Origin of the sequence: Synechococcus sp. W55.1 (genome assembly GCF_047461655.1) — a bacterium.
In the GTDB taxonomy this organism is placed as follows: Bacteria; Cyanobacteriota; Cyanobacteriia; order Thermostichales; family Thermostichaceae; genus Thermostichus.
This window is the reverse complement of the sequence record NZ_JANSHN010000017.1, coordinates 21,760-47,808: the sequence shown is the minus strand read 5'-3', so window position 1 is coordinate 47,808 and position 26,049 is coordinate 21,760. Positions and strand designations below refer to the sequence as shown.

Here is a 26,049-nt window from a genome sequence, read left to right as displayed (position 1 = left end):
ATCCCCTTTGGAGACCTGCCCATGACTTCTGTTTCGACAGCTCAAGCCTCTGCGGTTCGCAACTATGCCCTGGTTACAGCCGCCTACTGGGGATTCACCATCACCGATGGCGCCATCCGCATGTTGGTGCTGCTGCACTTCCACAAGTTGGGCTTTACCCCGATTCAAATTGCCATGTTGTTTCTCTTCTACGAGATCTTCGGGGTGATTACCAACTTCCTGGGCGGCTGGATTGGATCCCTGTTTGGCCTGCGGCTGACCCTGTATGGGGGCATTGCCATCCAGATCTTCGGTTTGGTGATGCTGGGCGTGTTGAACATGCAGTGGCCGGTCTGGGGCCAGGTGGCCTACGTGATGACCGCCCAAGCTCTGGCCGGGATTGCCAAAGACCTCACCAAGATGAGCTCCAAAAGCGCCATCCGCCTGGTGGTGCCCAAAGAAGCGGAATCCCGCCTGTTTCGTTGGGTGGCTATGCTCACGGGATCCAAAAACGCCCTCAAGGGGGTGGGGTTCTTTGTGGGAGCGGCCCTGCTGCAGATCTTCACCGAAATCTACGGGGATCCCATGGGCTTCCGCATGGCCAACTTTGTCCAGGCGGGGGCGTTGGCTTTGATCTTCTGTTCGGGGGCGCTGCTGCCTGCAGACATGGGCAAAATCAAGGCCAAGATCCCCTTCAAGCGGCTGTTTTCCAAGAGCAGAGAGATCAACATCCTCTCGGCAGCTCGCTTTTTCCTGTTTGGGTCGCGGGATGTGTGGTTTGTGGTGGCCCTGCCGGTGTTTCTCTACGACGAGCTGGGCTGGACTTTTATGCAGGTGGGCAGTTACATGGCCATCTGGGTGATTGGCTATGGGTTCATTCAGTTTGTAGCGCCGCAACTGCTGGGTGGGGGTCGCCCTGGCCGTGCTCCCAAGGCCCGCACCATCCAGATTTGGACCTTCGTGCTGACGGCGGTGCCGGCGATCATTGCCACAGCCTTCATGGCCGGGCTGGCACCGGAGCTGGTGATCACCGGCGGCTTGATCCTGTTCGGGATCGTCTTTGCCTTCAATTCGGCAGTGCATTCCTACCTGGTGCTGGCCTACACGGAAGACGACGATGTAGCCCTCAATGTGGGCTTTTATTACATGGCTAATTCCGGCGGGCGGCTGTTGGGGACGGTAACTTCTGGGATCCTCTTCCAGTTCTACGGATTGGAGGGCTGTCTTTGGTTTTCCACCCTCTTGATCTTGGCGGCGGGGCTGTTCTCGTTGAAATTGCCGGATCCCAGCAAAACCCCGGTGGAGTGGGTGGTTAAGCCAGGGGATTGAAGATGGAGGGCTACCAGCCGAGATGATGCAGTCCGCTCAACCCAATCCACACATGGATGGGCAGGGAAAGAAGTCTGCGCTGCCGATGCAACTCAGCCCAAACAAGAGGCCCAACGATGAGATAGTAGAGGAGCAAGCAGCTTTTCCGGCAGCCTATGAGCCTGCGCATTGTTCCCACGACGCCCTTCCCTGGCCAGAGACCCGGCACCTCTGGCCTGCGCAAGCCGGTATCGGTGTTTCAGCAGCCCCACTACCTGGAAAACTTCGTCCAATCCATTTTTGATGTCCTGGAGGGATCCAGCGGCCAAACCCTGGTGGTGGGGGGGGATGGCCGCTACCACAACCGCGAGGCCATTCAGATCCTGCTCAAGATGGCGGCGGCCAACGGCATCGGGCGAGTCCTGGTGGGCCAAGGAGGGATCCTCTCCACGCCGGCGGTCTCCTGTCTCATCCGCAAGTACGGCGCTTATGGGGGGATCATCTTCTCCGCCAGCCACAACCCCGGTGGCCCCCAGGGGGATTTTGGCATTAAGTACAACATCGGCAACGGCGGCCCTGCCCCGGAGAAGGTGACTGAGGCCATTTACGCCCGCACCCAGCGGATCCAGGAGTACCGCATCTGGGAAGCTCCCGATGTCGATCTGGATCGCTTGGGCGAGCAACGGCTGGGGTCCCTCACGGTGTCCGTCATCGACCCGGTGGCCGATTACTTGAGCCTGATGCAGCGCCTGTTTGATTTCGAGGCCATCCGCGACTACCTGGCTTCCGGGATCCGCATTGCCTTCGACGCCATGCACGCCGTCACCGGCCCCTATGCCCACGCCATTTTCCAGGGATCCCTGGGAGCACCAGAGGGCAGTGTGCTCAACGGGCAGCCCCTGCCGGATTTTGGCGGCGGACACCCGGATCCCAACCTGGTGCATGCCCGCCCATTGGTGGAACTGTTGTTTCGGGAAGATGGGCCGGACTTTGGGGCCGCTTCCGATGGGGATGGGGATCGCAATCTGATCCTGGGCCGCCAATTTTACGTGACCCCCAGCGACAGCTTGGCAGTCTTGGCTGCCAATGCCCACCTGGTACCCGGCTACCGAGAAGGTCTGGCGGGAATTGCCCGCTCCATGCCCACCAGCCAGGCAGCGGATCGGGTGGCGGCCAAGCTGGGGATCCCTTGCTACGAGACCCCCACCGGCTGGAAATTCTTCGGCAACCTGCTGGATGCCGGCAAGGTCACCCTCTGCGGGGAAGAGAGCTTCGGCACCGGATCTCACCACATCCGGGAAAAAGACGGGCTCTGGGCCGTCCTGTTTTGGCTGAACATTTTGGCCGTTCGACGGCAGCCGGTGCGGCAGATCGTGGAAGAGCACTGGCGCACCTATGGGCGCAACGTCTACTCCCGTCACGACTACGAGGGACTGCCGGTGGAGGTGGCCGAGGCGCTGATGGAAGACTTGCGACGCTCCCTGCCCGGGTGGGTGGGCCAGCGCCTGGGCTCCCAGCTGGTGGCCTACGCTGACGACTTCAGCTACACCGATCCCGTGGACGGCAGCACCACCAGCCACCAAGGGATCCGCATTGGCTTTGAGGAGGGATCCCGCATCATCTACCGGCTTTCTGGAACCGGCACCCACGGAGCCACCCTGCGGGTGTACCTGGAGCGGCTGGAGCTGGATCCCGCCCGCCATGGCCTGGATCCCCAAGTGGCCTTGGCCGAACAGATTCAACTGGCCGATCACCTTGCCCAGATTCGCGCCCGCACCGGTCGGCAGCAGCCAGACGTCATCACCTAGCCCGTCGCAACAGTGGACAGGGAGCCTTCCCAGGGAAGCGGGGATCAGGGCCTGAGGCCATCCCAGCCGGTCGCGTCGGCGTCGCGGAGCAAAAAGGTGCCGATAGGAGAGGTGATGGGAGAGGTCAGTTGAAAATCTCCCCGCTCTTGGGTGAGGCCCACCGGGCGACTGGGAAAGGCCACCAGAATCCCTTCCAGGCGCAGCGACTCGGCTACCGGATCGTAGGCCAGGCGCAGCTCAAAATCCCGCAGGTCGCGGCGGACTTCCACGCGGCGGATCCCTTCTTCCGTCAGGCCCAAGCGCAGCCGCCAGTGATTTTGCCATCGCGTGCCGAGGGTGGCATCCAGCTCCAGGCCATAGGTAGAGATCTGGCCCAACCGGGGATCGTAAACCGCCTGCAGGGCATAGCTGATCCCTGGTTCATACACCTCCAGGCCGGAGCGTTGATCCCGGTTAAACGTGGTGCTGCTGCGCCCCCGATATTCCAGACGGATCGGTTGCAACTGCCCTTCGTTGAGGTCGTAGGCCGTCTGCAACTGAATGTTGAACAGATCAGGGGCGGTGCTCCAGGTGAAGTTGGCGTTGAGGGTATCCCACTTCTGGGTGATGAAGTCGTAGCCAAGGCTGGTGTCCAGGCGCACCAGGTTTTTCACCTCTGCCTGCAGCTCCTGCAAGTTGCGGGAGGCAATGGCCTGCAAATCCTCCGGGGTATCGTCGGGGAAGGTCAGGGCTATCGGCAGCTCGCCGGGCAGGTCATCTTCAAAGGCAATGTAGCCTGGGGGCACATCGGGTAGGGGATCGCGGGGCGTAAAGAAGCTGATGTTGGCATTGATGCGATCCACATCTTTAGGGCTGGTGGAGAGGGTTTGGAAGGGCACAGAATTGTTGCCGTAGAAGGTGCGGCTGTAGCGCAGGTCGATGGTATTCCAGTCGGCAGGTCTGAGACTGAGGCGAGGGTTGAGGCTGACGGTAGACTCCTGGTCAGGAGTGGAGTAGAGGACTTGGGTGTAATCGATAGAACCCGGCATGAAGGTGATCCAGGGAGCCGGTTGAATATCGTTGAACTGGAGGCTGGAGCGCAGCTCGTAGCGATTGAAAAAGTGGAGACCTGCCCCCACCTCTTGATCCGGCTGTTGCTCTTGAGTCAGGGTGAGGGCGCTGCTGAGGGCAATATCGGGCGTGATGCGAATGAGGTCGGGGTTAAAGGCCAGCTCGAAGTTGCGACGCGGCTCGTTGTCGCCATTGGAACTGCTGTAGGCACGGTAGGCCAGGCGATAGGTACCTCCCCAACCGGGTGGGGTCAGTTGAGTGCCCAGCGTCAACCGCGCATCGGCAAAGTCGGGGCCATCTTTGACGCTCACCCGCTGGTTGTAGTCCAAGCGCAGATCCGATTGCAGCCAATGCACGCCCCCGTAGCGCTGAGTGTGGCTGAGGGTGAGGGGGAAGCTGTAGATGCCCCGCTCCTGGGATCCGGTGCGGCTGATGTTGAGGGTGGTGGTGGAGAGATCCCCCTGAAAGGTGGCGTTGAGGCGGAGATCGGCGTTGTCGTTGCGTCCGCCGGCAGGACGGTAGGTGTTGTCCAGGTTGAGGTTGAGCTGTCCCCGCAGTTGGCCTTCCTGCCCAAAGAGGTTGGCAGCGTAGAAGTCGAAGTTGTGGTCGATGCGGAAACGGCTGGAGAAGCGCTGTTGGTCAGCTTCGGTCACCAAGTAAAACTGGGCTCGCCCGTAGTTGACACTGTCCGGGATGGGCAGGATGTAGTCGTGCAGGAACCCGATGCCCACCCCTTTTTTCTGCATGACATCCAGCCGCAGGCCGCCGAAGTTGTATTCGTCGAAGCGGTAGGCCCAACTGGATTTGACAAACACCCCCTCTGTCTCGCTGCGCCCCGGCAGCACCCACTGGTGATCCCGCAGGCTGTAGATGAACAGGGGGAAATAGGCGATCTGAAGGCCCGCCCGCAGATCCCCTGCTTCTGTCAGCTCGCCGCCGGCAAACACGCGGGCGTCGTAGACGATCACCCGGTCATCGGGAAACACCTCCACCCGATCCCCTTGCACGTAGTGGGTGATGGGTGGCTCTGGCGAGGTGGTGACGGTGGCTTTCTCGAAAAAGATCTGATCCCCCAAAATGGCGGTGGTCTCTTGGCTGCGCACAAAAACCTTGGTGCCCGGCTCCTCCCCCGGCAGAATGACCAGCGAGCTCTCAAATTGGGCGGTGCGACCGGGGATATCCAGATCCAAATTTCGCCCTTCGATTTGCCGGATCCCCCGCCCTTGGGGGCCAGGGGGCTGCTCCATGCGAAAAGGGCCCTCGCTGCGCAGGCGTCGCTCCCGCCGATAAAACAGCAGCCGGTCGCCGGTGATGCGGGTGCCGTCAGCCAGTTGGATCAAGGCGTTCCCCTCGGCAATGCCCAGGTCTTGTTCGGCGATGTAGCTGAGCACATCCCCACTCACGTTGATTTGATCCGGGTCAAGGGGAATTTGCCGCTGCGCGGTGGCCGAGAGCTGCTGGCGGATTTGGGATCCCTGGCTAACGTTCCCTGTCGCCGAGACGGCATCTGCACCAGTGCCCAGATCCCGCAAAAGGGGGAACTGCTCCAGCAGTTGAGGAGCCAGGGGTGAGCCCGCAGTGGGGACAAAGGCTTCCCTGCCCCTTTGAGTGGCCATGGGGGATCCCGTCAGCCCCGACGCAGGGGCGGCATCTGCCAACACAACACCGCCCAAATCCAAGCTCCCACCGGCTTGGGAGATCAGGGGAGGAATGGTCTTGGGGGAAGCTGGGATCCGATTTAACCTTGCCTCTGAACCGGCTCCACCTTGCAGTTGGGCCGTAGCCCGGTTTTCGCCATTGGATTCCGATCGCGTTAGCGGGACGGAGTCCTTGGTGGGGCGCAGCCAGGGTTGCTCTTCCACCCGCAGGGCCTCAGCCTGAGAAGTCATGGGCTGGGAAAGCCGAAGGGAGTCCAGGGTGGGAACTGCTGCAGTGGGCGTCGCCGGTGAAGCGGGCTGGGGAGCCGGTGTTGCTTGGGCTTGCTGCGCCTGTCGCCGAGCATGGGCTGCTGCCCCTTCGGCCAACAGCCGTTGTAGCCGCTGTCGGTTCAGTTCTTCTGGCGTGAGGGGCTTTTCAGGAGAGTTGGCAAGGGGAGGGGATCCAAAGTCTGAAACCGGGGCCGTAGGGGGTGGGGTTGCCGCAGTCAAGGCCGTAGCAGGCAGGGGAGAAGCAGCCGCCGGCGGGGAGGATTGCGCCTCAACCAGGGTAATGGGATCTCCATCGGTAGGAGCAATCGGTTCTGGACTGGAAGCCCGGCGGGCCGGTTGCAGGCGCTGAGCGGGTGTTTGCGCTGACCGAAAGCGCTGGTAGCCCTCCAGAGAGAACTCCGTCCCGCCGACGCCAACAGTGGGCAGGGGGTCCAACTGGGCGAAGACGGCCTCCCCCGTCCCCAACCACAGGGAGCCGCCCCAGCAAAGAGCCAACCACTTTGCCCAAGAGCTGAAGTCAGGGGGGAAGTTGCAGGATTTCACCGTAAAAACCGCCACAGTAAAGAAAGGCCTACCCCACCGAAAATCATATTCGGCAACCAGGCAGCCAGCCAGGGATCGATGTGCTCAACTCGACCCATCGCTCGTCCCAGGCTCATCAGTACATAGTAAATAAACACCAGAACAATCGCTAGCGCCACGCCGCCGTAGCGCCCCGTTTGCCGCACCGTTTGCAGGCCCAAGGGGGCAGCCACCAAGATGGCGAAAAAGCTGGCCAAAGGAATGGCGAACTTGAGGTGGTATTCTGTCAGGCAGCGAGCCACATCGGCAGAAGGACGTTGCTCCGCTCGATATCGCTGGCACTGCTCCCACAGCTCCCCCGCCCGTTGCTCTTGGGGCACTTTTTCCGCGTACACCAGGCCCACCAGTTTGTTGACGATGTTGAGCTGCATTTCTTCCACCTGGCCTTCATAGTAGGTGCGCCCCTGCTCGTCATAACGGCGGATCACCACATCTCGCAGTTGCCACGATTGGCCCACCTGCTGCGCGGTTTGAGCGGAGATCACCTGCGGATAGCGCAGGTGGCCGGTCTCAGCTTTGCGATCCAGGATCAACAAATCCTGCATCAAGCCGGTCTCTGGGTCGAGGGATCCCACATGAAACCAGAGATCATCATCCACCTGCACGATCTCTTCTGGATTAAACAAAAGAGCATCTTGAGCCAAGATGAGGTTCTTGTTCAGGATTTTCACCTTTTGGTTGGTTTCCGGCACAATGACTTCATTGGTCAACAGCGCCAAGCCGCTGATCAGCAGGCCAATACAGAGCACGGGAATAAACACCTTGCGGTAAGGGATCCCGGCAGCGCGCAGGGCGATGATCTCGCTATCGGCTCCCATTTTGCCCAGGGTGAGCAAGGTGGCAAAGAGGCCGGCAATGGGAAAGGTGACCACCAAAATGGCGGGCAAATTGAGGATGAGAATGTGCAAAATGGTTAGCGGAGGAGCGCCCTTTTTCACCAGCAGATCAGTGTAGATAAACAGCTGGTTGCCCAGCATCATCACCGTGCCCCCGGCCACCCCCAGAAAGAAGGGGCGGATCATCTCTTTGAAGAGATAAAACTCCAAAAAGGCAGCTCCCAATCTCAGGGATCCCCAAAAGCTGCCCGCTTGAGCAGGGGTTCTGCGCAGTTTGCCCTCGGCGAGTGGAGCCGTCATGACATCACCTCGGATCACAACCTCAGCCAAACCTGGACGATCAAAAACCACAGATGGCTCCCCGAGGGGGGATCCCATCAGAGGGCGTCGGTGATGCGAAACTGAAACATGCCCTGCTGTTGCCCGTCCCCTTCGACGGTGTATTCATCTTGTTTTATGTTCAGGGTAACCAGCTTGCCACTGAGGCGATTGGCGCCCCGGCACATCTGATCCAGCGCGTTGCGGCCCGGCAGAGCTTGGGTGCTCTCCCCGGGAAGGCGGCCGACCTCTCCCCGATCGCAGAGCACCACAGGAGCCTGTTCGGCGCTGATTTTGAAAATTTGTTCTCGGTCAAAGTAATCGGCGCGATCCCCTTCGATGGCGCGGTTGGCCTGCACAATAACCACATTGCCGAAGAAGCGGGCATCGCCGCTGGCTTGGTCGATCTCCACCCGGTCGGCGTAGATCACCGTCGGCTGATCCACATCGGCCTGGGTCTCCGGGTTTTGTAGCCGCCGCGCCAGCCACTCCCCCTCGATCTGCTCGATCACCACCTCTCCCCGCAGCTCCACTTTCTCAGGGGTGATGGTGGCTTGGTTGGCCTTGGCCCTACGTCCCCGCTGGATAAACTCGACGGCATCGCTAAACTCGGAAGTACCGGTGCGGGAGTTGTAAACCAGGCGGGCAGCCCGCACTTCGGTTTCGGCTTGGCGCAGCTCCTCTGTCAGGGATCCCTCGCTGGGCGCCGGAGTGAAGGTAGCCATCTGCCGGTAGAGGACGTTGTCTTCAAAGAGGAAGATCTTGTCGCGGTGGTTGCCCTCCAGGCGGGCGGAGGTGAGCACCCGTCCGGGTTCTTCCAGGGTAACTCCTCCCGTCAACAGACTTTGGGATTCGCGGCGGCGGTAGGTGCCCTGGGCCGCCTGGATGATGGTTTCCCCCTGGCGGATCTCCAGGTTGCCTTCGCCTTGGGCAATTTGTGTGTTGCGGTCGTACGTGAGGCGGTCGGCAATGATGGTGACTTCTTGATCCTGTTGGTCTGGGGTCGCCTCCGGGCCGGGAGAGGCCTGGGCCAAGCGCAGATCGGCCAATAAGGGATCCCGGCTGCTGTCGCCGGCCACCTCCTGTAACACCACGCCGCCGGAGAGAATGCTTTGGGCCTGTTGCCGCAGGTAGGTGCCCTGGGGAGCGCGAATTTCGATGCCACGTTCGCGAATGCGCAGGTTCCCTTTCCCCTGAGCCACTTGTTGGGTGCGGTCGTAGGTGATCTGGTCGGCGGTGATGGTGATGGAAGCGGGATCCGCTGCAGCACTGGCCACCCACTGGGAAGCGCTGGCGGGATCGGTCGGGGGGGCGGCTGCCGGGCTGTCGGTGCGCAGCACCACCAGCTTGCCCTGCTGAGCGCTGAGAAGGGCAAATTGAAAGTTAAACGAGCCAGAGCGGCCCTGCAACACCATTTCCCGGCCTTTGAGGGTGAACTCCGCGGGCACCTCGATGCGTTCTTCGGGGGTGACTCTCAGGGCGCTGGTCAAGAGCAAGCTGCCATCGTCGCTCCTCACCTCCACCTCGCCATCCAAATACAGCTCGTCGGCGGTGGCATTGTAGCGGGCTCGCTTGGCCCGCCAAGTCATCTGCTCGCTGCTATCAAAAAAGGGATCCGGCACCCCTTTTTGCCGGTCGGCACCTTCTCCGTAGAAGTAGCCGTGTGCCCCCTGTTCAAATACCTGTTGCCCAGCTGCCAGATCCACCTGCTCGGCAATCAACCGCCAACGCTGATGGCCTCCCCGACGACCCAAGATGTCTACCCTGCGGCTGACCGAGAGGGGCTGATCGGGGGAAGGAGACTCCACCTTCACTTCTTCGATGTCGATCAACAAGGCCCAGCCCACCAAAGCAGCCAAGATGCTGCTCCCCAACAGCGCCACCCCCAGGTTGGAATTGAAGAATCGCCGCATCCTGTTTTCGCTGCCGCCTCACCTCGACCCGAACTGACCACTCCCCTTGGAGCCAACGCTCTGAGCTAGCACTCTAGGCTGTAGCTTATCCCATTTTGCCGGCTGCACCGGGGGGATCCCGCGCACACCTAGCCTTAAGCCGACTTTTCAGCCTTCAGCCATAGCGGCTGAGGATGAACCCTAGCCCCAGAAACAGCCCCAGCCAAAAATGGAGACTGACGGCGATGAACTTGGAGTGGCTAATCCGCTGCGGCTGATCGTGATAGGTACCCAGCAGGCGGGAAAGCCGCACTGCAAACGGGATCCCCGCCAAACTCAGCAGTGTCCAAGCCGGAAAGATCCCCAGCCCCACAAACAGCAGCATCAAGGCAAAAAGGCTGCTGCAGAGCCAGGGGATGAGGCGGGCCGAGCGCAAAGTCCCCAGGCGGGCCACCGGCGAGCGCTTGCCGCAGGCTAGGTCATCCTGCACTTGATGGAAATGGGAACAAAACAAGATCAAGCTGGTCGCCATCCCCACCACCAGTGAGGCTGCCAACCCCGGCAGCGACCAGGTCTGGCTTTGGCTGTAGTGGGCGGCCAAAACCGCCAGCGGCCCAAAGCTGAAAAAGCAGAGGATCTCGCCCAGGCCCTGATAGCCCAGGCGCAGGGGCGGCCCCTGGTAGGCATAGCCCAGCCCGCAGGCCACCAGCACCAACAGCAGCACCGTGGGATCCGATTGCCGCCAGCTCAGCCACAGGATCCCCAGCAGCCCCAGAGCCAAAAAGGCATTCCCCACCCAAAACACCCGCCCCGGCTTGCCTGTCAGGTTAACCAGGGAGTGGAGTTTGTTTTTGTCCACCCCTGTCTGGGCATCGAACACGTCGTTGCTGAGGTTGACCCAGGCCAAGATGCAGATGGCAGCTCCCCAAAACACCCCCAAAACCCCCAAATCCAGTACCCCTGACTGGGCGTAGGCAATGGCGGATCCCACCCAGATGGGCATGATCGCCACGCTGTACATGGGGGGCTTAAGGGCAGCCATCCACAATTGCCGGCGGGAGGGGTCACTCCATGCGACCTCTGCTGCTGGCTGCACTTGGCCGACATCTGGATTCATGGGAGTTCTCCTTGGGAAGCAAGCCTGCTCTGGGGCCTGTCTCTGGATCTGTCTACAACCATCTGCTCTGTAGGGTAGAGCGCCTGAGAAAGCATCCCCCAGGATGCTAAGAAACTTTGCAGTCCGTGAAGAAGCTCCTCAGATCTGGCCCCCAGAAGCTCAGGCTGCCGGCCCTTCTCCTAATCTCTTATCCTAAAGTCATCTTCTGCCGGTCTCCATCGACGGGTGTCCTGTTTTCGGCCAAGGTGGGATCGTCTTCTTTTTCTTGCGCATGACCTCTTCTCTTTCCCCTTGGAATGCCCACGGTACGCTTGAGTGCCTGGAGTGGCCGAGAGCATGGCCGCCGACTCGCACTTCTACCTGGACGGACGAGGCGAGGGATCGGCGCCACTGGGATCCCTTCCTAACCGCCTGCCAACAGATGGCGCGGGCGCGGGGCGTGCCCCAAATCCTCAGCTTGTCCCAGCCCATCCCAGAGCTGGATCCGCTGGCGGTGCTGGCCCAGAAGCTGGGTTCTCTCCCCACGAACCGATTCCCGAGCTACTGTTATTTCTCCCACAAGGCCCGCGGGGAAAGGGTGCGGGTGCTGGGGTGGGGATCCCTGCGGCGGGTCGATCTCTCGGGAGAAGGGGGCTTGCAGGCGGCGCGGATTTTTGTGGAAGAGCTGCAGCCCCATTTCCATACCGCTTGCGTCGGCAGAATGGAGCCCCCTGAGGTGGGGGGATCCCCAGGCAGCCGGCAGGAACGCCCTCTGTGTTTCTGTCGCCTCAGTTTCAGCCCCAGGAGCAAAGGGGGGGCAGCGCTGGTGCTGCCACGTTGGCAACTGTTGCAGGTGCCAGACTCCTGGGGATCCCTGACGGTAGCGCGGCTCAATCTGGAAATTGCTCCCGAAAGTGACCTAGCAGCTTTGGCCGGGCAGATCACCGCCTTTTTTGCCCAAATGGAGCGCCTTTCTCGATCCCCCTTGCCCTTGTGGGAATTGCAAGCTCCCGTGCCGGTGGAGGTGGAGGAAGCTGCCCTCTTGGGGCGCATCCAAAAAGCCCTGCAGGCGATTCGGGCGGGATTCTTAGAAAAGGTGGTGCTGGCAGAGGCTGTGGATCTGCACTTGCCTGCCTCGCCATCGATCCCGCCTCTGCTGGCTTATCTGGAAAAGCATCATCCCGATTGCAGCATCTTTGCCTTCGCCGCTCGCGCTACTCGGACGGAGTCCCTGGGGGCAGACAGGCGGGGGAGTTCGCCGGCCAGTCCTCTCCCTCTGACCCAAGAGGGGATCTCTCCCCAGGTTTTCTTGGGGGCCACTCCGGAGCGCCTGCTCTCTGTGTGGCAAGGTCGGGCGCAGATCGATGCCTTAGCCGGCTCTGCAGCCCGTGGAGCCACCAGCCACCAGGATCAGGTGCTGGCCGAGAGGTTGCTTTGCAGCCCCAAAGACCGCCGCGAACACCAGTGGGTGGTGCGCTCGATCCAGGAGGCTCTGGGTCGGTTGGGGATGGATCCCTGCATTTCCCCTCAGCCTCGGCTGCTCCGTTTGGCCAACATCCAGCATCTGCAAACTTTGATCGAGGCCGAGCTCCCCGCCGATGTGCATCTGTTCGACCTGCTGGCCCAGCTCCACCCGACGGCGGCAGTGGGAGGGTATCCCCAGCAGGCGGCGCTGCAGTGGCTGGAGCGGTTGGAACCCTTTGATCGCTCTAGCTATGCTGCTCCTTTGGGCTGGGTAGATTTACAGGGCAATGGCGAGTTTGTGGTGGGGATCCGCTCCGCCCTGATTCGGGGGGATCGAGCCCGTCTGTATGCCGGTGCCGGGATTGTGGCCGACTCCAACCCAGAGCAGGAACTGGCCGAGATTCGTCTGAAGCTGCGCTCTCTGGTGCAGGCTCTGGCCCTACGCCCTGCGGCTCTCCCGCTCCCAAGCCTCTGAGAGAGGGGATCGAGAGGGTGTTTCTGCCGCCACTGCGCGAGGTTGATACGAACCGCTCCACGAACCGCTACAGTGAGAAAGCTGGTCTTTGATTGGCCTCGGTGTTCTCTGCGGCATGGCGACCCTAAATCCCACCCATCCCCCTCGTATGGCCGGATCCCGCGCGCAAGTGGGGCTTTGGCCCGGCCTGATCCAGCACTATCGGGAATGGCTCCCCGTCAGCGCTAGCACGCCTGTGGTCACGCTACATGAGGGCAACACGCCCCTGGTGCCTTCCCCGGCTTTGAGCCAACGGCTGGGGCGAGACTGCCAAGTTTACCTGAAGCTGGAGGGCCTCAACCCCACCGGTAGTTTTAAGGATCGGGGTATGACGATGGCGGTGTCCAAGGCCAAAGAGGCCGGAGCAGAGGCCGTGATCTGCGCCAGTACCGGCAACACCTCGGCGGCTGCCGCTGCCTTTGCAGCCAAAGGGGGTCTGCGGGCCTATGTGCTGATCCCAGATGGCTATGTGGCCAAGGGCAAACTGGCCCAAACCCTGATGTATGGGGCGGAGATCATCGCCATTCAGGGCAACTTCGACCAAGCGCTGGCCATGGTGCGGCAACTGGCGGAAACCTACCCAGTGGCTTTGGTGAACTCGGTTAACCGCTTCCGCTTAGAAGGGCAAAAAACCGCCGCCTTCGAGGTGGTGGATGCTTTGGGGGATGCCCCCGATTGGCTCTGTATCCCGGTGGGCAACGCGGGCAACATCACCGCCTACTGGATGGGGTTTTGCCAGTATCGCCAGCAGGGCAAGGCTACCCGTCGCCCTCGTCTCTACGGCTTCGAGGCTGCCGGTGCTGCTCCCATGGTGTTAAACCGGGTGGTGGAACACCCAGAGACGGTGGCCACAGCCATTCGCATCGGCAACCCTGCCAGTTGGGTGAAGGCCAAGGCGGCAGTGCAGGTGAGCGGCGGCCAGGTGGATAGCGTCACCGATGAGGAAATTCTGGCGGCCTATCGTCTCCTGGCCGCAGAGGAAGGGATCTTTTGCGAGCCGGCCAGTGCAGCCTCGGTGGCAGGATTGCTGAAATGGCGAGAGCAGGTGCCTGCCGGGGCACAGGTGGTGTGTGTGCTGACGGGCCATGGCCTCAAGGATCCCGACACGGCTACCCACCAGGGATCCACCCCCATCCACACCGGCGTTGTCCCTGAGCTGTCCGCTGTTGCCCGTCTGATGGGTTTTTAGGAGAGTCGATAAGTCGATACCGGTCAGGCAGCCTGCGACTTCATGGGCTCCGAGCAGGCCAAAATGAACTGGTCGATCTCCAGCAGGATGCGTTCTGCCTCGGCCAGAGAGGCCGGTACGCTTGCCAGCACCTGGGCATCTACTTCCGCAGCCTGCTCCGCTTCTTGCAAGAGGTTCATCGAGTCATGGCCGAGCAGGAGCTCCAGCTCGTTCAGGGTTACCATGGCCAGTTGCTGTTCGGCTTGATGGAGCTTATTTCGTAAAGTCTGAACTTGTTCGGTTTGCGCCTTCAGCCCGACTTCCGCCTGCTCCGCGCGAGACATAGCCAGTTGTGCAGCCTGCTGGGCCTCATCCCGCTGAGCTTTCAAGAAGGCCATCTCTTGCTCCAATTGGGCCAATCGCTCCTGCAGGCTGTAAATGTGCTGATCCCGGTCTCCCAAAGCTCGCTCTAGCTCGCGATTTCGAACTTCCATCTGCTGACGAGCTTCGTTCGCTTGGGCTAGCTGTTCCGCCAAGTTTGCCATTTCCTCTTCCACGTTGGTAAGCCGACTCAAGCGTTCCAAAACCTGAGCATTTTCCGCTTCAAGTTTCTCAATCAGCGCTTGAGCGCTCAACAGTTCTGCTTTGGTGGAGTCCAGCTCGCCACAGACTTGATCGTAGTTGGCGATTAGCTCGCCAAGCCGGGCTTCTTTGGCTTGCAGTTCTTCTCGCAAGGAGTTCATCCAGCGGTCGCTCTGCTCAATCCGCTGTTGCAAGAGCGGCAGTTGAACCAGAGCTTGTTGGGCAGCACTGAAATAGCCAAGGAGTCGTTTGAAGTGGCGCTGTAGGTGGCTGTGGGACTGATCCAATTTGTCGAAGGCTTCGTTGAGAGAGAGATAGGCCTCGCACAGTTTCATGTAGCGCCGAGCCACAGAATCAGGATGATCCATAGGGTTATAGAGTCCAGGTGGGGGTGCCGTGTCTATTTTATGCTGTTCATTCTATTGGCCAAGCCTGGAGAAGGAGGCATTTGATACAACAACTGGGGGCTTAATTTTACTTTAATATCCGGTGCCCCAATCTCTCTTGCGAGCCAAGGCCAAAGATTCTGCCCCAATACAGCTTCAGACGTTACCCACAGGCTACACAGAGACTAAAGCGGCTCCTCAAAAGCAATTGAAATCTTGTCTTGACCACACAACCGGTTCATCTACATATTTAGTGTTCATGAGAAGATGCCCACGAGCTCTAGCGCTAGATGTGCTGCAAAAGTAGGGCTCTTCATGGCTCAAACCGGCTGCGCATTGGGGATCCCTAGCTTCTCCAAATAGGCGGCTGCCCGCAGCAACTTGGCTTCTTGGTAGGGGGCGGCCACCAGTTGTACGCCAAAAGGCAGGGATCCACTCTCGCGCAACGGCAGCGAAAGCACCGGCAGACCGATAAACGAGAGGGGCTGGGTGTAGAGGCCGAGGTTGGGCCGGGTGAGAACTTCTACCCCATCGATCACCATCTTCTCTTGGCCAAGTAAGGGGGCAGAGCAGGGGGTGGTGGGGGCAATGAACAGATCGATCTCCTGAAAAATGGTCTGCACCTGCTGGCGGTACCAGCGGCGAAAGCGCTGTGCCTGCAAGATCCAACTGGCGGGCAGCAAAGCTCCGGCCAAAAAGCGATCCCGGGTGGCCGGGTCAAAGTCGTGGGGGCGAGTTCGCAGGTTGGGCAGGTGCAGGTTGGCTCCCTCGGCAGCCGTGATCAGGTAGGCGGCGGCGCGGGCGCGCTGGGCTTCCGGGATCCGCACAGTCTGGCGGGCCCCCAGGGCTTGGGCCACTTTTTCTACTCCGGCCAAGATGGGGAGCTCTGCCCCTCGGGCAAAGTAATCATCCGCCACCGCGATGCGCAAGCCTTCGATCCCCTGCCCCAACTGCCCAAAGGTGGGATCCACAGGACGCCGGGTACAGACGGGATCTTGGGGATCCGGCCCTTGCATAACATCGAAGCTGAGGGCAATATCGGCCACCGAACGGGCCAAGGGGCCCACGTGGTCGAAGCTGGCGGCAAACAGAGCCACCCCTGCCCGCGACAGACGGCCATAGGTGGGCTTGAGGCCGTAGACGCCACACAAAGAGGCCGGTACCCGAATCGAGCCGTTGGTGTCGCTGCCCAGGGCAAGGGGCACCAAACCTCCTGCCACCGCTGCTGCCGAGCCGCCAGAGGATCCCCCCGCACTGCGGTTGAGATCGTGGGGGTTGTGGGTGGGGCCGTAGTGGCTGTTTTCGGTGACGAAGCCGTAGGCGTACTCGTCCATGTTGAGGGTGCCCACCAAGATCGCCCCTGCCTGCTTGAGACGAGCCACCACTGTTGCATCTTGGATGGCCGGGGGGTTCTCGCGGTTGATTACTGAGCCAGCTAGGGTGGTGAGGCCGGCCACGTCAAACAAGTTCTTGACGGCAAAGGGCACCCCTGCCAGCGGGCCCACCGGGATCCCTTGAGCCACCTGTCGATCCACCTGCTCCGCTGCTTGCAGAGCCGATTCCTCCAGCACGGCTGTGAAGGCATTGAGCTGGGGATCCCGCCGGCGAATCCGCTCCAGACAGGCGGCCACCACCGCTTGGGCACTCACGGATCCCTGGCGGACAGCCCTGGCAATGGAGACCGCGTCGGCGCTGCCGAGAAGATGGGGATCGCCGGTCATACTTGCGAGTCAAAGGTGGGAGCTGGCTCAACCGTCGGCGGCAGTGGGAACTCCAGCACCTGCTGAGCAATGGGCAAAAAGCGGGCAAAGTTTTCGATCACCCCTGCTCGGTGGTCGGGATGCAGGGGCAGTTGCAGCAGTTGGGCCATCTGGTCGACGTAGGTTTCCGGATCCCAGGGTTGCATGGTTCTAGGGTCAGCAGGCCGGTTGCGGCAAAGATACCACAAGCTCGCCTGCGAACACCACCAGGCAGCCTCCAACAACAAGACCGTCGTTGGCTAGGGAGCGGCCATCTGCACAGCGTTGCCCTGCAGCGACCAGAAGCGCTCGTTGGGCAAGACAGGACGGGTTACCGCTTGCCGTTCCAGCTCCTCCAGAGCGACGCGGCGGCTACTTGCAGAGCTATTGGCGGCAGCGCTGGCCTGTAGGCGTTTTCGGAATAGGCGCAACTGCTGCTGCTCCGCGGCGGGAGAGACATGCTGGGCAAAGAGGGGATGCAAGACCTTCTCTTCCTGCTCAAACTGGGCCCGCAGTTTCCGATAGAAGTGAAGGGCAGCAGAGGGATCCACCTGCTGGGGAGTGCGCTCTGATTGGTGCAAAAAGCGCGTCAGCTCCGGGATCTGATCCCGCAGATGTTGCTCCAGCCGCTCAATTTGGTCGCTAAGGTGGGGATCCCCCTGGAGAGCCGACCTGAGCAGGGGGTAGAGAACATGGCGCTCCAGTTGAATGTGGCGGGAGAGGCGCTGTCGCAACCTTTGTACACAGAGGCGTCGCTGCTCCAGATCCAACTCCGGCGCTCGAGACAGGCGAGTCAAAAACTGCAGGATGACGCGGTGCTGTTCAGCACAAAGGGCAACCAGCGTACCGGCAGAGGCTGAAGAGGACATGGCATTCACAGCAGAAAAGTTTCATCCTAGCTTAACTTTGTCAAGAAATGGTGGCTTGCGTAAGGGTACGGGAATAGCGCAGGTGTCTTGGATACACTCGGGCAGCAATCCTGGGAAAAGTTGTCCAGATCTGAACTCCGGCAACGCCACTCTCTAGGCTTGCACAGGCCAGCGGCGTTTCCAAGCAGAAGTGGGCTCCAAAGGGGATCCCTGCTGTTCCCGTTGGCGTTGCAGACGGATTTGCGCTCTATCTCCTTTCAAGGTGGGATCCCGGTAGGGCACGGCAGCGCGAGTTTTCAGGTGCTCCCACTCCATGGGGGAAAGAGGCGGCAGGTGGTCAGGTTGGGGCGAGGCCACTGTCCCCGGCCAAGGACGACCTACCGGGGGGGTAGAGCCGATGAAAAGCCCTGCTTCCAACAGAGCCGCTCGCACCGCCGCTGCACAGGAATAGGTGGCCAAAATGCCGGTTGGTCGCATCCGTTCAGCCACGGCCCGCAGGAAATCCACCGTCCACAGCTCTGGGCAAACAGAAGGCGAGAAGGGATCCAAAAACACCGCATCTGCCCACCCCAGCGGCACCTGCAACACCGTTTGCCGGGCATCGCCCCACAGCAGCATTCCGCGCCAGCGCTCCGATTGCCAGGATCCCTGTTCAATCCAGTGTTGCCATTCTTGCCCAAAGCTCCAGTCGGATCCCACCCCTGCCTGCCAAGCTTGCCGGGGTACTTCCGGGGATCGCTCCAGGCCGATTACCTCCACAAGACAATCGGGCCGGATTTGCCAAATGGTTTCTAGGGCAAGGCCGGAGTTGTAGCCCAGGCCAAAGCAAATATCCAAAAGGCAAATGGGCTGGGCGGGATCCCGTTCCAACGGCAGCCGATCCAGCCGGCAAGGGCGGACAAACTTCTCCAGAGCCTCCTGAGCGGCACCACTGACGTTGTGAAAAGCCTGTCCAAACTCTTCCGAGAAAAAGGTCAGGGATCCATCCCCTGTGGTCAGCACCTGCCACCGAGTCTCCATTGCCTGCTGTTGTCTCTATTTTCAGTTGGGCGATTCTTTGATAGCTTGAGAACGTTGAGATGTGTTTCGCAGCTCACCGGCAGGGCTCTCGACATCCCTGAGTAGGGAGGATATTTCAACAGCTATGTCTTTACTGGATTGGTTTGCGGAACGGCGCAGACAAACCTCTCTAAACCTGACAGGTAGCAGCCCCTTCGACAAAGAGCGTCAGGTGAGAGAAATTGCCGATGGCCTCTGGCAAAAGTGTCCTGCCTGTGACACCCTGACCTACACCAAGGATCTGCAGCAAAACTGGCAAGTTTGCCCCAGCTGTGGGCATCACCACCGCATTACAGCCCCAGAGCGTCTGGAACAGCTTTTGGATCCCGGATCCTGGCAGCCCCTGGACGAACACCTGGCTCCCACGGATCCCCTGCACTTTTTCGACCAAAAGCCCTACTCCGAGCGCTTGGCCACCTACCAGGAGCGCACCCAGCTCAAGGATGCCGTCCTGACAGGGTTGGGAAGCCTGGAAGGGATCCCGGTGGCGATTGGGGTGATGGACTTTCGCTTTATGGGCGGCAGCATGGGCTCGGTGGTAGGCGAGAAGATTGCCCGCCTCACGGAACGGGCCACCTGCGATCACCTGCCTTTGATCCTGTTTTCGGCTTCGGGGGGAGCCCGCATGCAGGAAGGGATCCTCAGCCTCATGCAGATGGCCAAGACCTCAGCCGCCCTACAAAGGCACCGCGACGCCGGACAATTGTTCATCTCTGTGCTCACCCATCCCACCTATGGCGGGGTAACTGCCAGCTTTGCCATGCTGGGAGATTTGATCCTGGCCGAGCCGGGCGCGCAGGTGGGGTTTGCCGGGCCCAACGTAATCGAGCAAACCATCGGCAAGGGCAAGCTGCCAGAAGGCTTCCAAACCGCCGAGTACCTGCTGGCCCAAGGGCTCATCGACGCGATTGTGCCCCGCACCGAGTTGCGCAAGCGCCTGGCCCAGTTGCTCTCCATGCACCGCCCCCGTTTGCATGTGTCCCTTCCTTCAATCAGCTCAGAGGCTTTAACCCTGCAGCCCATGCTGTAGGTAGATCCGCCTAAGATGCGGAATTTGTGGCCGAGGCCGGATCCCTTCCCTGCGGAGGGTGTAGTCATTAGTGGAGAGATATTGGGTTCCATCAGACTTCTCTCCGGCTCCTGGGGTGGGGGGGCAGGTGTTCTGGGATGGAGCCGTACTGTCCCCTGCGGATCTTCCAAGATTTCCTGGTGCGAGGCAGCGGATGGTGTTAAGGTGGGGCATGAGGTCTTGACCGGAAACGATGAATTTTAAGCCGCGCATCCGTACTGCTGAGACTCCACAAGGGCAAAAACTGGCGATTGTGCCGCTGGAGGGTCGTTTTGATGCCAAGGCTGCTTCAGAAGCTCGGCAGTTGCTCCAGCAAGTTATAGATTTCGGTTACACCAATATGTTGATCGATATGTCGTCGGTCACTTTTATGGACAGCTCTGGGCTGGGGGTGTTGATCTCTGCTTTGCGCAAGTGCCGTGCTGCTGGGGGCAACCTCAGCCTCTGTTGCGTGCCGGAAAATGTGGCCCTCGTCCTCAACCTCACCTCTATGGAAAAGGTATTGACCTGCTTTAGCGACCTGGAGACCGGCATTGCCAACTTTTCCAGCGCTCCTACTGCTCGTTAGGCCGACATTAGGCCTTACTTTTGGGGATCCCCCGATGCTCTTTTCAGCCCATCAGCGAATTCTGGTGATCCCTCTAGCAATTTTCTCAACAATCTTCAGCCATGCCCCAGACCGGCCTCGATACCTTTCAGCTTCTCTACCGGCACCACCGTGGCCCCAGCTTCTGCGAGCGCATGCTGGCAACAGCTCCTGGGCGCTTTAACGAGGCGTTTTGGCAGTTCTGGCAGATGCACATTGAGCCCTGCCTGCCTCCTGCACCGCGCTTGTTGGATCTGGGAACCGGGCCGGGGTTTGCTCTGGGTCAGTGGGCGCAACGCTATCCCGGAGGACACTTCATCGGGGTGGATGTGATGCCCTACATGTTGGAGCGAGCGGCGGCAGATTTGAAGGGGATCCCTGGAATCCAGCTGCTGCAGGCCGACCTGCACGACCCTCACTTGCCGCTTGCGGCCAACAGCATCGATGCAGCTCAGGCAGTGGTGGTGTTGCACGAGATGGTGCAGCCCTTGCGCCTGTTGCAGGAGGTGCTGCGTCTGCTCAAGCCGGGGGGGCGATTTTTGCTGGTGGATTGGGTGCGCGCTCCTCTCAGCCTCTACTTCGACGCCGATACAGAGGCCCAACTCTTCCAGCCCGATACCCCTTTGGAAACACTGCTGGATCAGTTCACCCACTTCTGCGAGCACAATCGCTTTAGCGCCGAAGACCTGGTGTGGTTGCTGGAGAAGGTGGGTTTCGCAGTGGTGGCTCAGCAGCTCTACAACCAAAATCGCTTTGTGCGACTTGCAGCCGAAAAGCCTATCTCCTGAATGTCCAACTGCCCATAACGAGATGTTTTGGACTACGGAGTGCAGAATAGACCAATAAACAGAACAGTGTCCAAATCAATTCAGATTACTCTCGCTGTTTTCGTTCATGGCTGCAGGGATCCGATGGTCAGGCTGCGCCTGGGCAAACACCTGCACTTCAGTGCTCATTTTGCGCAGTTGGCGGGCCAACTTGATCGCCTTGTCGCGGGGAAGGGGTGGGCTCACCACCGCCGGCAGACAGCCCAATAGGGGTTTCAGGGCCGTCTTGGGCAGGCGTGCGTAGAACGATAAAGCCGAGAGGATATCCTCTTCAAAATAGGGGTTGCGATACTCTAGGAGGCGCACCTGATACAGCTCTGGGGGAAGAGGCCGTCCTTGGGTTAAGCGAATCAGGGATTCCACCGTTCCCATCACATAGAGTTGATCGCCTTCTTTCAACAGGGTCTTGCCCTCTTTTTGCCAGATCTTGGGAAAAACACAGGGTTTCCCCGGTCGGGAGCGATGCAGCAAGATCACCAGGTCATAATCCTGGGCCAGTTGGTGCAAGGATAGCCCCAGGTAGTGGCAATGGGCAGAGACCTCCAGCAGCGTCACCAGCAGAGTTTCCCCTTGCCAAGCCAGAGTGCCGTAGACGGATCCCACCAGTGCTGCGGTGGCAAAAGCCCGTGCCCCCAGCCCGGTAGCGCTGTAGCTGATCCCCAGGGTCTGCATGTGGCGCTGCATGCGAGCCGCCAATTCGGGATCGGTAACCCGCAAAATGGTGCGGATCCCCGGTTGCAGGCTGTGGGCCGTCAGGGCCGTCTCCAGGTTGGTGAGATCGTCAGGGGTGGTGCAGATTAGGCAGCGGCTGCCCTGAATGCGAGCCTGTTGCAGCGTGCTTGCCAGGGCGTAATCCCCACGAATCACCACTGCCCCCTCCCGTTCCGCCGCCTCCAGCAGAGGGTTCTCGGTATGAGGATCCACAGCCACCACCTCATAGCCCATCTGCCGCAACAACTGCAGCACCAAATAGCTCAGCCGCCCCAACCCTGCGATCACCACATGATCCTCTTTGGGCATACGGGCAGCCCGACCCAAGCCAAAGCGACTGCTCACCAATTTGTCGGTCACCAAGCCGTAAATCAACCCCACCAGGGCAGCCCCCACCAAGGTCATCATCACCGCCAGCACCTTCACCCCCAGCGGTGTTTCCGGCTGTTGAAAAGCCTCAATATCCCCGTAGCCCCCTGTCAGCACCACGATCGTCAGCAAAAGCCCATCGATGAGGGGTTTGCCGATCATCCTGAAGTTGATCACCCCCAGCACCAGCATGGCCCCCAAGGTGAAGGTGAGGGTGCGCACGATGGGCTTGACCTGTAGGAGTCCCTGCACTCCTCTGCGCAGCCAAGACCCAAGGGATCCCTGCCCCAACGACCTGCCTTGCCGTTGTTGTCGCTTGTCCTGCATCTGGCCGCTGGCCCAGCGCTGTGCCCGTGAGGAGCCCCGTCGCCCGTTGCGTTCCAACAGTTGCAGGTAGGCTCTGGGATCGCAAATGACCAAAACGCGATCCCCCTCCAGCAGCTCTGCCTCGTGGTCAAAGTCGTCGAAAACTCGCTGTTTGGAAAAGTCAGAAAGCCCATCTACCGGGTAATGAAACAGCACCCGCGCCCCAAAAGTTTCCTCCAGCTCCGAGAGGGGCATATGCAGCAGGCGGGAGTTGTATCCGATGGTCAGCTCCACCACGTTCCAGAGGGTGGTCTCTCGGTCTGAGACAAAGTAAGCCGGATCTGCCAGCTCTGGCGGGAGTGTGGCCGGCTGGGCTTCCAGCTGGGGCAGCTCAAAGTAGCCAACAAATTCGTCGGAAACAGCCTTAAGGGCAAAAGCCGGGGCAGCCAAAGCCGCCACCGATAGGGAAAAATGCTGCGGCAAAGCCGAGTCGAGATAGCGGGCAAGGCTGTGGTTGAACAGACGGGAGACGACACGCACCTGTGGATTGAGATCTCGAATCAGCAAAGCCAGCTCGAAATTGGCTTGGTCGCTGTCCTCCAGGAGCAGCGCCACCCTAATCCGCTCGATCCCAGCCCGCTGCAACACCCCCGGCTGGCGGGGATCCGCCTGTAGGTATTGCCACTGCTCTTCCAAATGAGGGGGCAGATCGGGAGCAACTACTACAGCGCGATGTCCAAAAGCTTCTAGGGCTTGGAGAGTGAGCTCCACCAAATCGTTGTAGCCGCAGACAAGGATAGAGACGCCCGGATCCCTGCTATTCTCTTGCACCTGTGCATGAGGCGATCTCGAAAGGGAGCTCACCATAGCTCTGTCATCTACCCTGCTCCCTTTATACCCGAAGCCTCTTCAGCTTTCGCGAGTGCTGTCAATACCGCTGACCGCAAAGCCCTGGGTAGAGACCCGTTGCTCAACAAGACCGGCTGCGTTGCTGGCCATCTCAGGCGCTGTCGAGGACAAGGGGAAGCGACCCAGTTTCATCCCAAAGGGTGAGAAGTGAGAACAACTCCCAAGAGCTTGACCTGGTACTTGAGATCTCCTATCATTGCCTCAAGGCAAAGTTCTTGAATAAAAGTCTCAATAAGGTTGGCCCAAGATAAGAGCCAACAGAGTGAGGCTTGCGGGGACTGTCTTTGTCCTTTGGGCTTGGCTTTCCGGTGCTTTCTCAGAGAGAGCCTGGCCGGTGGAGCTGTGTCTCTTGAGATGTTTTTGAACTTAGGAGTTGGGTATGCGCTTATCGCGACGGCAATTTGTCAGTGGAGCCACGCTAGGTTCTGCGGCTCTGGCAGCAGGGTCTCTTCTGCGTCCGGCCCATGGCGCCAATCGGGAAGTGAACCTCTACACCTCGCGGCACTACGGCACAGACGAGAAATTGTACGAACTTTTCAAGCAGAAAACGGGCATTACCGTGAATTGGGTGCAGGGCAACGCCGATGAGATCGTCCAGCGCATCCGCAGCGAGGGATCCAACAGCCCCGCCGACATCTTCATGACGGTGGATATTGCCCGGTTGTGGCGCGCTCAGAACGAGGGCTTGTTTCAACCCATCCAGTCGGAGACGCTCTCCAAAAATATTCCCGAGTCTCTGCGGGATCCAGAGGGGTACTGGTTTGGCCTCACCAAACGAGCCCGGGTGATCATGTACAACAAAGACAAGGTGGATCCCAAGGAGTTGTCCACCTATGAGGACTTGGCAAACCCCAAATGGCGGGGCAAGGTGCTCACCCGCTCCTCCAGCAACGTTTACAGCCAATCCTTGACGGCCTCGATCATCTTGGCCCACGGGATCCCGGAAACGGAGCAATGGGCCCGGGGCTTGGTGGCCAACTTTGCCCGTCCGCCGGAAGGGGGAGACACGGATCAGATCAAGGCCGTGGCCGCCGGGGTGGGAGACGTGGCTTTGGCCAACACCTACTATTTGCCCCGTTTGATCAAATCCGACAATCCAGAAGATCGCGCCGTAGCCGAGAAAATCGGCGTCTTCTTCCCCAACCAAGAGGATCGCGGCACCCACGTCAACATCAGCGGGGCCGGCATTCTGAAAACAGCTCCCAACAAAGACGCGGCCATCCAATTTTTGGAGTTTCTCTCCGGGCCAGAGGCGCAGGCCATTTTTGCCCAGAGCAACAACGAGTATCCAGTGCTGCCAGGGGCCGAGATCGACTCGGTGGTGGCCAGCCTTGGCACCTTTAAGGAAGATACGATCAACGCTGCCAGCATTGGCCGTGTCACCCCTGATGCGTTAAGAGTCATGGATCGGGCAGGTTGGCGATAGGGGTTGGGATCGCCCAGAGCGCCGGGGTGGCCGAGAGTCTTCTTCATTGGCTCCCCGGCATGGCTTATGGCTCGGCCATAGATCAAAGCCAAGCCTCAGATTTTGGTCTTGAGACGTGACATACTCCCGCACTCATGCTGACGTATAGATAGAGAGCGGGCTTTCGGTAGCCCTGTAGTTGGCAAGCCAACCACGTTCGCGAAGCCAGCCGTAGGCTTAGCCTCTGGGCTGGTTTACAGCAGCCCCCAAAAGCGCGATCATATTTGCCCCATTCAAGTCCGCATTCCCTTCCCATCCACAATGCTCACACTCAAACTTCTTCTCACTGCGATAGGATCGCGCAGGGTCGGGATGGATGTGCAGACACCGGTGGCAAGTTTGGGATGTATAGGCAGGCGGAACAAGAATCAGAGAAACCCCTGCACGCAGAGCCTTGTACTCCAGAAACTGTCTCAGTTCTCCTTGCCAGACAGCCGTTGCAGCAGTTCTCTGCATCTGCGCCGCCAACTGCGTGTGCCCTTACCGGCTTTGCGTTGGAGTACCGCCCTCAACCGCAAGTAGTGGTCTCGGACGCTGTTCAACTGCTGTCCATTCCAGTTGTCCCCCTCTGACGTATGGGCAATATCCGTCCTGCCCAAATCCACCCCCAGCACCCTATCCGTGCGTTGCGGTGGGGACGGCTCCGTTTCCACACAGATTTGAATGGAGTAGGAACCGTCTTTGCGCTTGACCAGAGTGGCCGATTTGGGATTGGAGCCTGCCAACTGTTCTCTCTGGTAATGACCAATCGCCAGCTCAAAGCGTTCTCGACCCTCCACCGTGGTCAGCGACACCGTCCAGTCTTTCTCGCGGAACGAAAAGATACGAGCATCATAGGTAGCAAAGCCACCCTTGAACGCTTTGACCGGGCGGTTTTTCTGTTGTGCCACCTTGCGGGCAGACGCTGTCTGTCTGCATACCTGTTGAGCCAAATTACTGGACAAGCCGAAACAGGCACGGATTTCGTGGTAGCACAGAGATTGGAGTTTGACTGCGTTAACTACCTTCTCGGGTGTGTTTTGGTTACCCAGTTCAACGCCTGGAGGAAAGCATCCAAGGTCGCATCCAATTTGGCGGCTTGCGACTGGGACACCTTGAGCTTGCAGGAAACGGTCAGGACTTGGGTCATGGCCTTGTTATTATTATTGTATTGATATTGATTATTGTATTTTCCTCGGATTCTTCCCGGCCCTCGACCTGCGGGCAGAAGGCGGGGCTCCTGCGGCTTC

18 protein-coding genes and 1 pseudogene are annotated in these 26,049 nt (G+C 59.9%); 8 read left to right on the top strand and 11 right to left on the bottom strand.

Features of this window, described 5'->3' with window-relative positions:
* The first annotated feature begins 21 nt into the window (after positions 1 to 21).
* Positions 22 to 1,308, top strand: coding sequence for an organoarsenical effux MFS transporter ArsJ (gene arsJ / locus NW816_RS09650; protein WP_414355478.1), 1,287 nt, complete (start codon positions 22 to 24; stop codon positions 1,306 to 1,308).
* A 155-nt stretch (positions 1,309 to 1,463) separates the two neighbouring features.
* On the top strand, positions 1,464 to 3,095 hold the full coding sequence (locus NW816_RS09645) for an alpha-D-glucose phosphate-specific phosphoglucomutase (protein ID WP_414409008.1): 1,632 nt from the start codon (positions 1,464 to 1,466) through the stop codon (positions 3,093 to 3,095).
* Between the two features lie 44 nt (positions 3,096 to 3,139).
* Here NW816_RS09645 and NW816_RS09640 read toward each other — a convergent pair whose 3' ends face one another.
* The 4 genes from NW816_RS09640 to menA all read right to left on the bottom strand — a co-directional run bounded on the left by NW816_RS09640 (position 3,140) and on the right by menA (position 10,818).
* A complete protein-coding gene (locus NW816_RS09640; protein WP_414409007.1) occupies positions 3,140 to 6,568 on the bottom strand; it encodes a hypothetical protein in 3,429 nt (1,142 codons plus the stop codon).
* 44 nt (positions 6,569 to 6,612) lie between these two features.
* Positions 6,613 to 7,791, bottom strand: a complete 1,179-nt coding sequence (locus tag NW816_RS09635; RefSeq protein WP_414409006.1) for an LptF/LptG family permease — start codon at positions 7,789 to 7,791, stop codon at positions 6,613 to 6,615.
* 77 nt (positions 7,792 to 7,868) lie between these two features.
* The gene (locus tag NW816_RS09630) at positions 7,869 to 9,722 is read right to left on the bottom strand and encodes an LptA/OstA family protein (protein WP_414409005.1); all 1,854 of its coding nucleotides are present in this window, start codon (positions 9,720 to 9,722) and stop codon (positions 7,869 to 7,871) included.
* Positions 9,723 to 9,876: 154 nt separating this feature from the next.
* On the bottom strand, positions 9,877 to 10,818 hold the full coding sequence (menA, locus tag NW816_RS09625) for a 2-carboxy-1,4-naphthoquinone phytyltransferase (RefSeq protein WP_414409004.1): 942 nt from the start codon (positions 10,816 to 10,818) through the stop codon (positions 9,877 to 9,879).
* Positions 10,819 to 11,089: 271 nt separating this feature from the next.
* On the opposite strand from menA, the gene NW816_RS09620 reads away from it, so the two are divergent.
* Together NW816_RS09620 and thrC are read left to right on the top strand one after the other, a co-directional pair.
* On the top strand, positions 11,090 to 12,736 hold the full coding sequence (locus tag NW816_RS09620) for an isochorismate synthase (protein WP_414409003.1): 1,647 nt from the start codon (positions 11,090 to 11,092) through the stop codon (positions 12,734 to 12,736).
* 148 nt (positions 12,737 to 12,884) lie between these two features.
* A complete protein-coding gene (gene thrC / locus NW816_RS09615; protein ID WP_414355507.1) occupies positions 12,885 to 13,964 on the top strand; it encodes a threonine synthase in 1,080 nt (359 codons plus the stop codon).
* Between the two features lie 23 nt (positions 13,965 to 13,987).
* Here thrC and NW816_RS09610 read toward each other — a convergent pair whose 3' ends face one another.
* The 5 genes from NW816_RS09610 to NW816_RS09590 form a co-directional block, all read right to left on the bottom strand.
* Complete coding sequence (locus NW816_RS09610; protein ID WP_414355472.1) at positions 13,988 to 14,893, bottom strand: hypothetical protein; 906 nt, start codon at positions 14,891 to 14,893, stop codon at positions 13,988 to 13,990.
* A 338-nt stretch (positions 14,894 to 15,231) separates the two neighbouring features.
* The gene (locus tag NW816_RS09605) at positions 15,232 to 16,632 is read right to left on the bottom strand and encodes an AtzE family amidohydrolase (RefSeq protein WP_414409002.1); all 1,401 of its coding nucleotides are present in this window, start codon (positions 16,630 to 16,632) and stop codon (positions 15,232 to 15,234) included.
* Positions 16,629 to 16,817 carry a DUF4089 domain-containing protein gene (locus NW816_RS09600; protein WP_414355470.1) on the bottom strand — a complete coding sequence of 63 codons (189 nt, stop codon included), beginning with the start codon at positions 16,815 to 16,817 and terminating at the stop codon, positions 16,629 to 16,631. The genes NW816_RS09605 and NW816_RS09600 overlap by 4 nt, the downstream gene beginning before the upstream one ends.
* Before the next feature lie 93 nt (positions 16,818 to 16,910).
* Entirely contained in the window at positions 16,911 to 17,519 is a 609-nt protein-coding gene (locus tag NW816_RS09595) for a hemerythrin domain-containing protein (protein ID WP_414409001.1), read from the bottom strand.
* A gap of 153 nt (positions 17,520 to 17,672) precedes the next feature.
* Entirely contained in the window at positions 17,673 to 18,539 is an 867-nt protein-coding gene (locus tag NW816_RS09590) for a tRNA (5-methylaminomethyl-2-thiouridine)(34)-methyltransferase MnmD (RefSeq protein WP_414409000.1), read from the bottom strand.
* 124 nt (positions 18,540 to 18,663) lie between these two features.
* On the opposite strand from NW816_RS09590, the gene accD reads away from it, so the two are divergent.
* From accD to NW816_RS09575, 3 genes are all read left to right on the top strand, one after another.
* Positions 18,664 to 19,608, top strand: a complete 945-nt coding sequence (gene accD, locus NW816_RS09585) for an acetyl-CoA carboxylase, carboxyltransferase subunit beta (protein ID WP_414408999.1) — start codon at positions 18,664 to 18,666, stop codon at positions 19,606 to 19,608.
* 232 nt (positions 19,609 to 19,840) lie between these two features.
* Positions 19,841 to 20,215, top strand: a complete 375-nt coding sequence (locus tag NW816_RS09580) for an STAS domain-containing protein (protein ID WP_414355467.1) — start codon at positions 19,841 to 19,843, stop codon at positions 20,213 to 20,215.
* A gap of 101 nt (positions 20,216 to 20,316) precedes the next feature.
* A complete protein-coding gene (locus NW816_RS09575; RefSeq protein WP_414408998.1) occupies positions 20,317 to 21,021 on the top strand; it encodes a class I SAM-dependent methyltransferase in 705 nt (234 codons plus the stop codon).
* A gap of 75 nt (positions 21,022 to 21,096) precedes the next feature.
* On the opposite strand, the gene NW816_RS09570 is transcribed toward NW816_RS09575, so the two are convergent.
* Positions 21,097 to 23,277, bottom strand: coding sequence for an NAD-binding protein (locus tag NW816_RS09570; RefSeq protein WP_414408997.1), 2,181 nt, complete (start codon positions 23,275 to 23,277; stop codon positions 21,097 to 21,099).
* A 451-nt stretch (positions 23,278 to 23,728) separates the two neighbouring features.
* On the opposite strand from NW816_RS09570, the gene NW816_RS09565 reads away from it, so the two are divergent.
* Complete coding sequence (locus NW816_RS09565) at positions 23,729 to 24,781, top strand: Fe(3+) ABC transporter substrate-binding protein (protein ID WP_414408996.1); 1,053 nt, start codon at positions 23,729 to 23,731, stop codon at positions 24,779 to 24,781.
* Positions 24,782 to 24,863: 82 nt separating this feature from the next.
* Here NW816_RS09565 and NW816_RS09560 read toward each other — a convergent pair.
* A pseudogene (locus NW816_RS09560) lies at positions 24,864 to 25,949 on the bottom strand (RNA-guided endonuclease InsQ/TnpB family protein).
* Between the last annotated feature and the right edge of the window lie 100 nt (positions 25,950 to 26,049).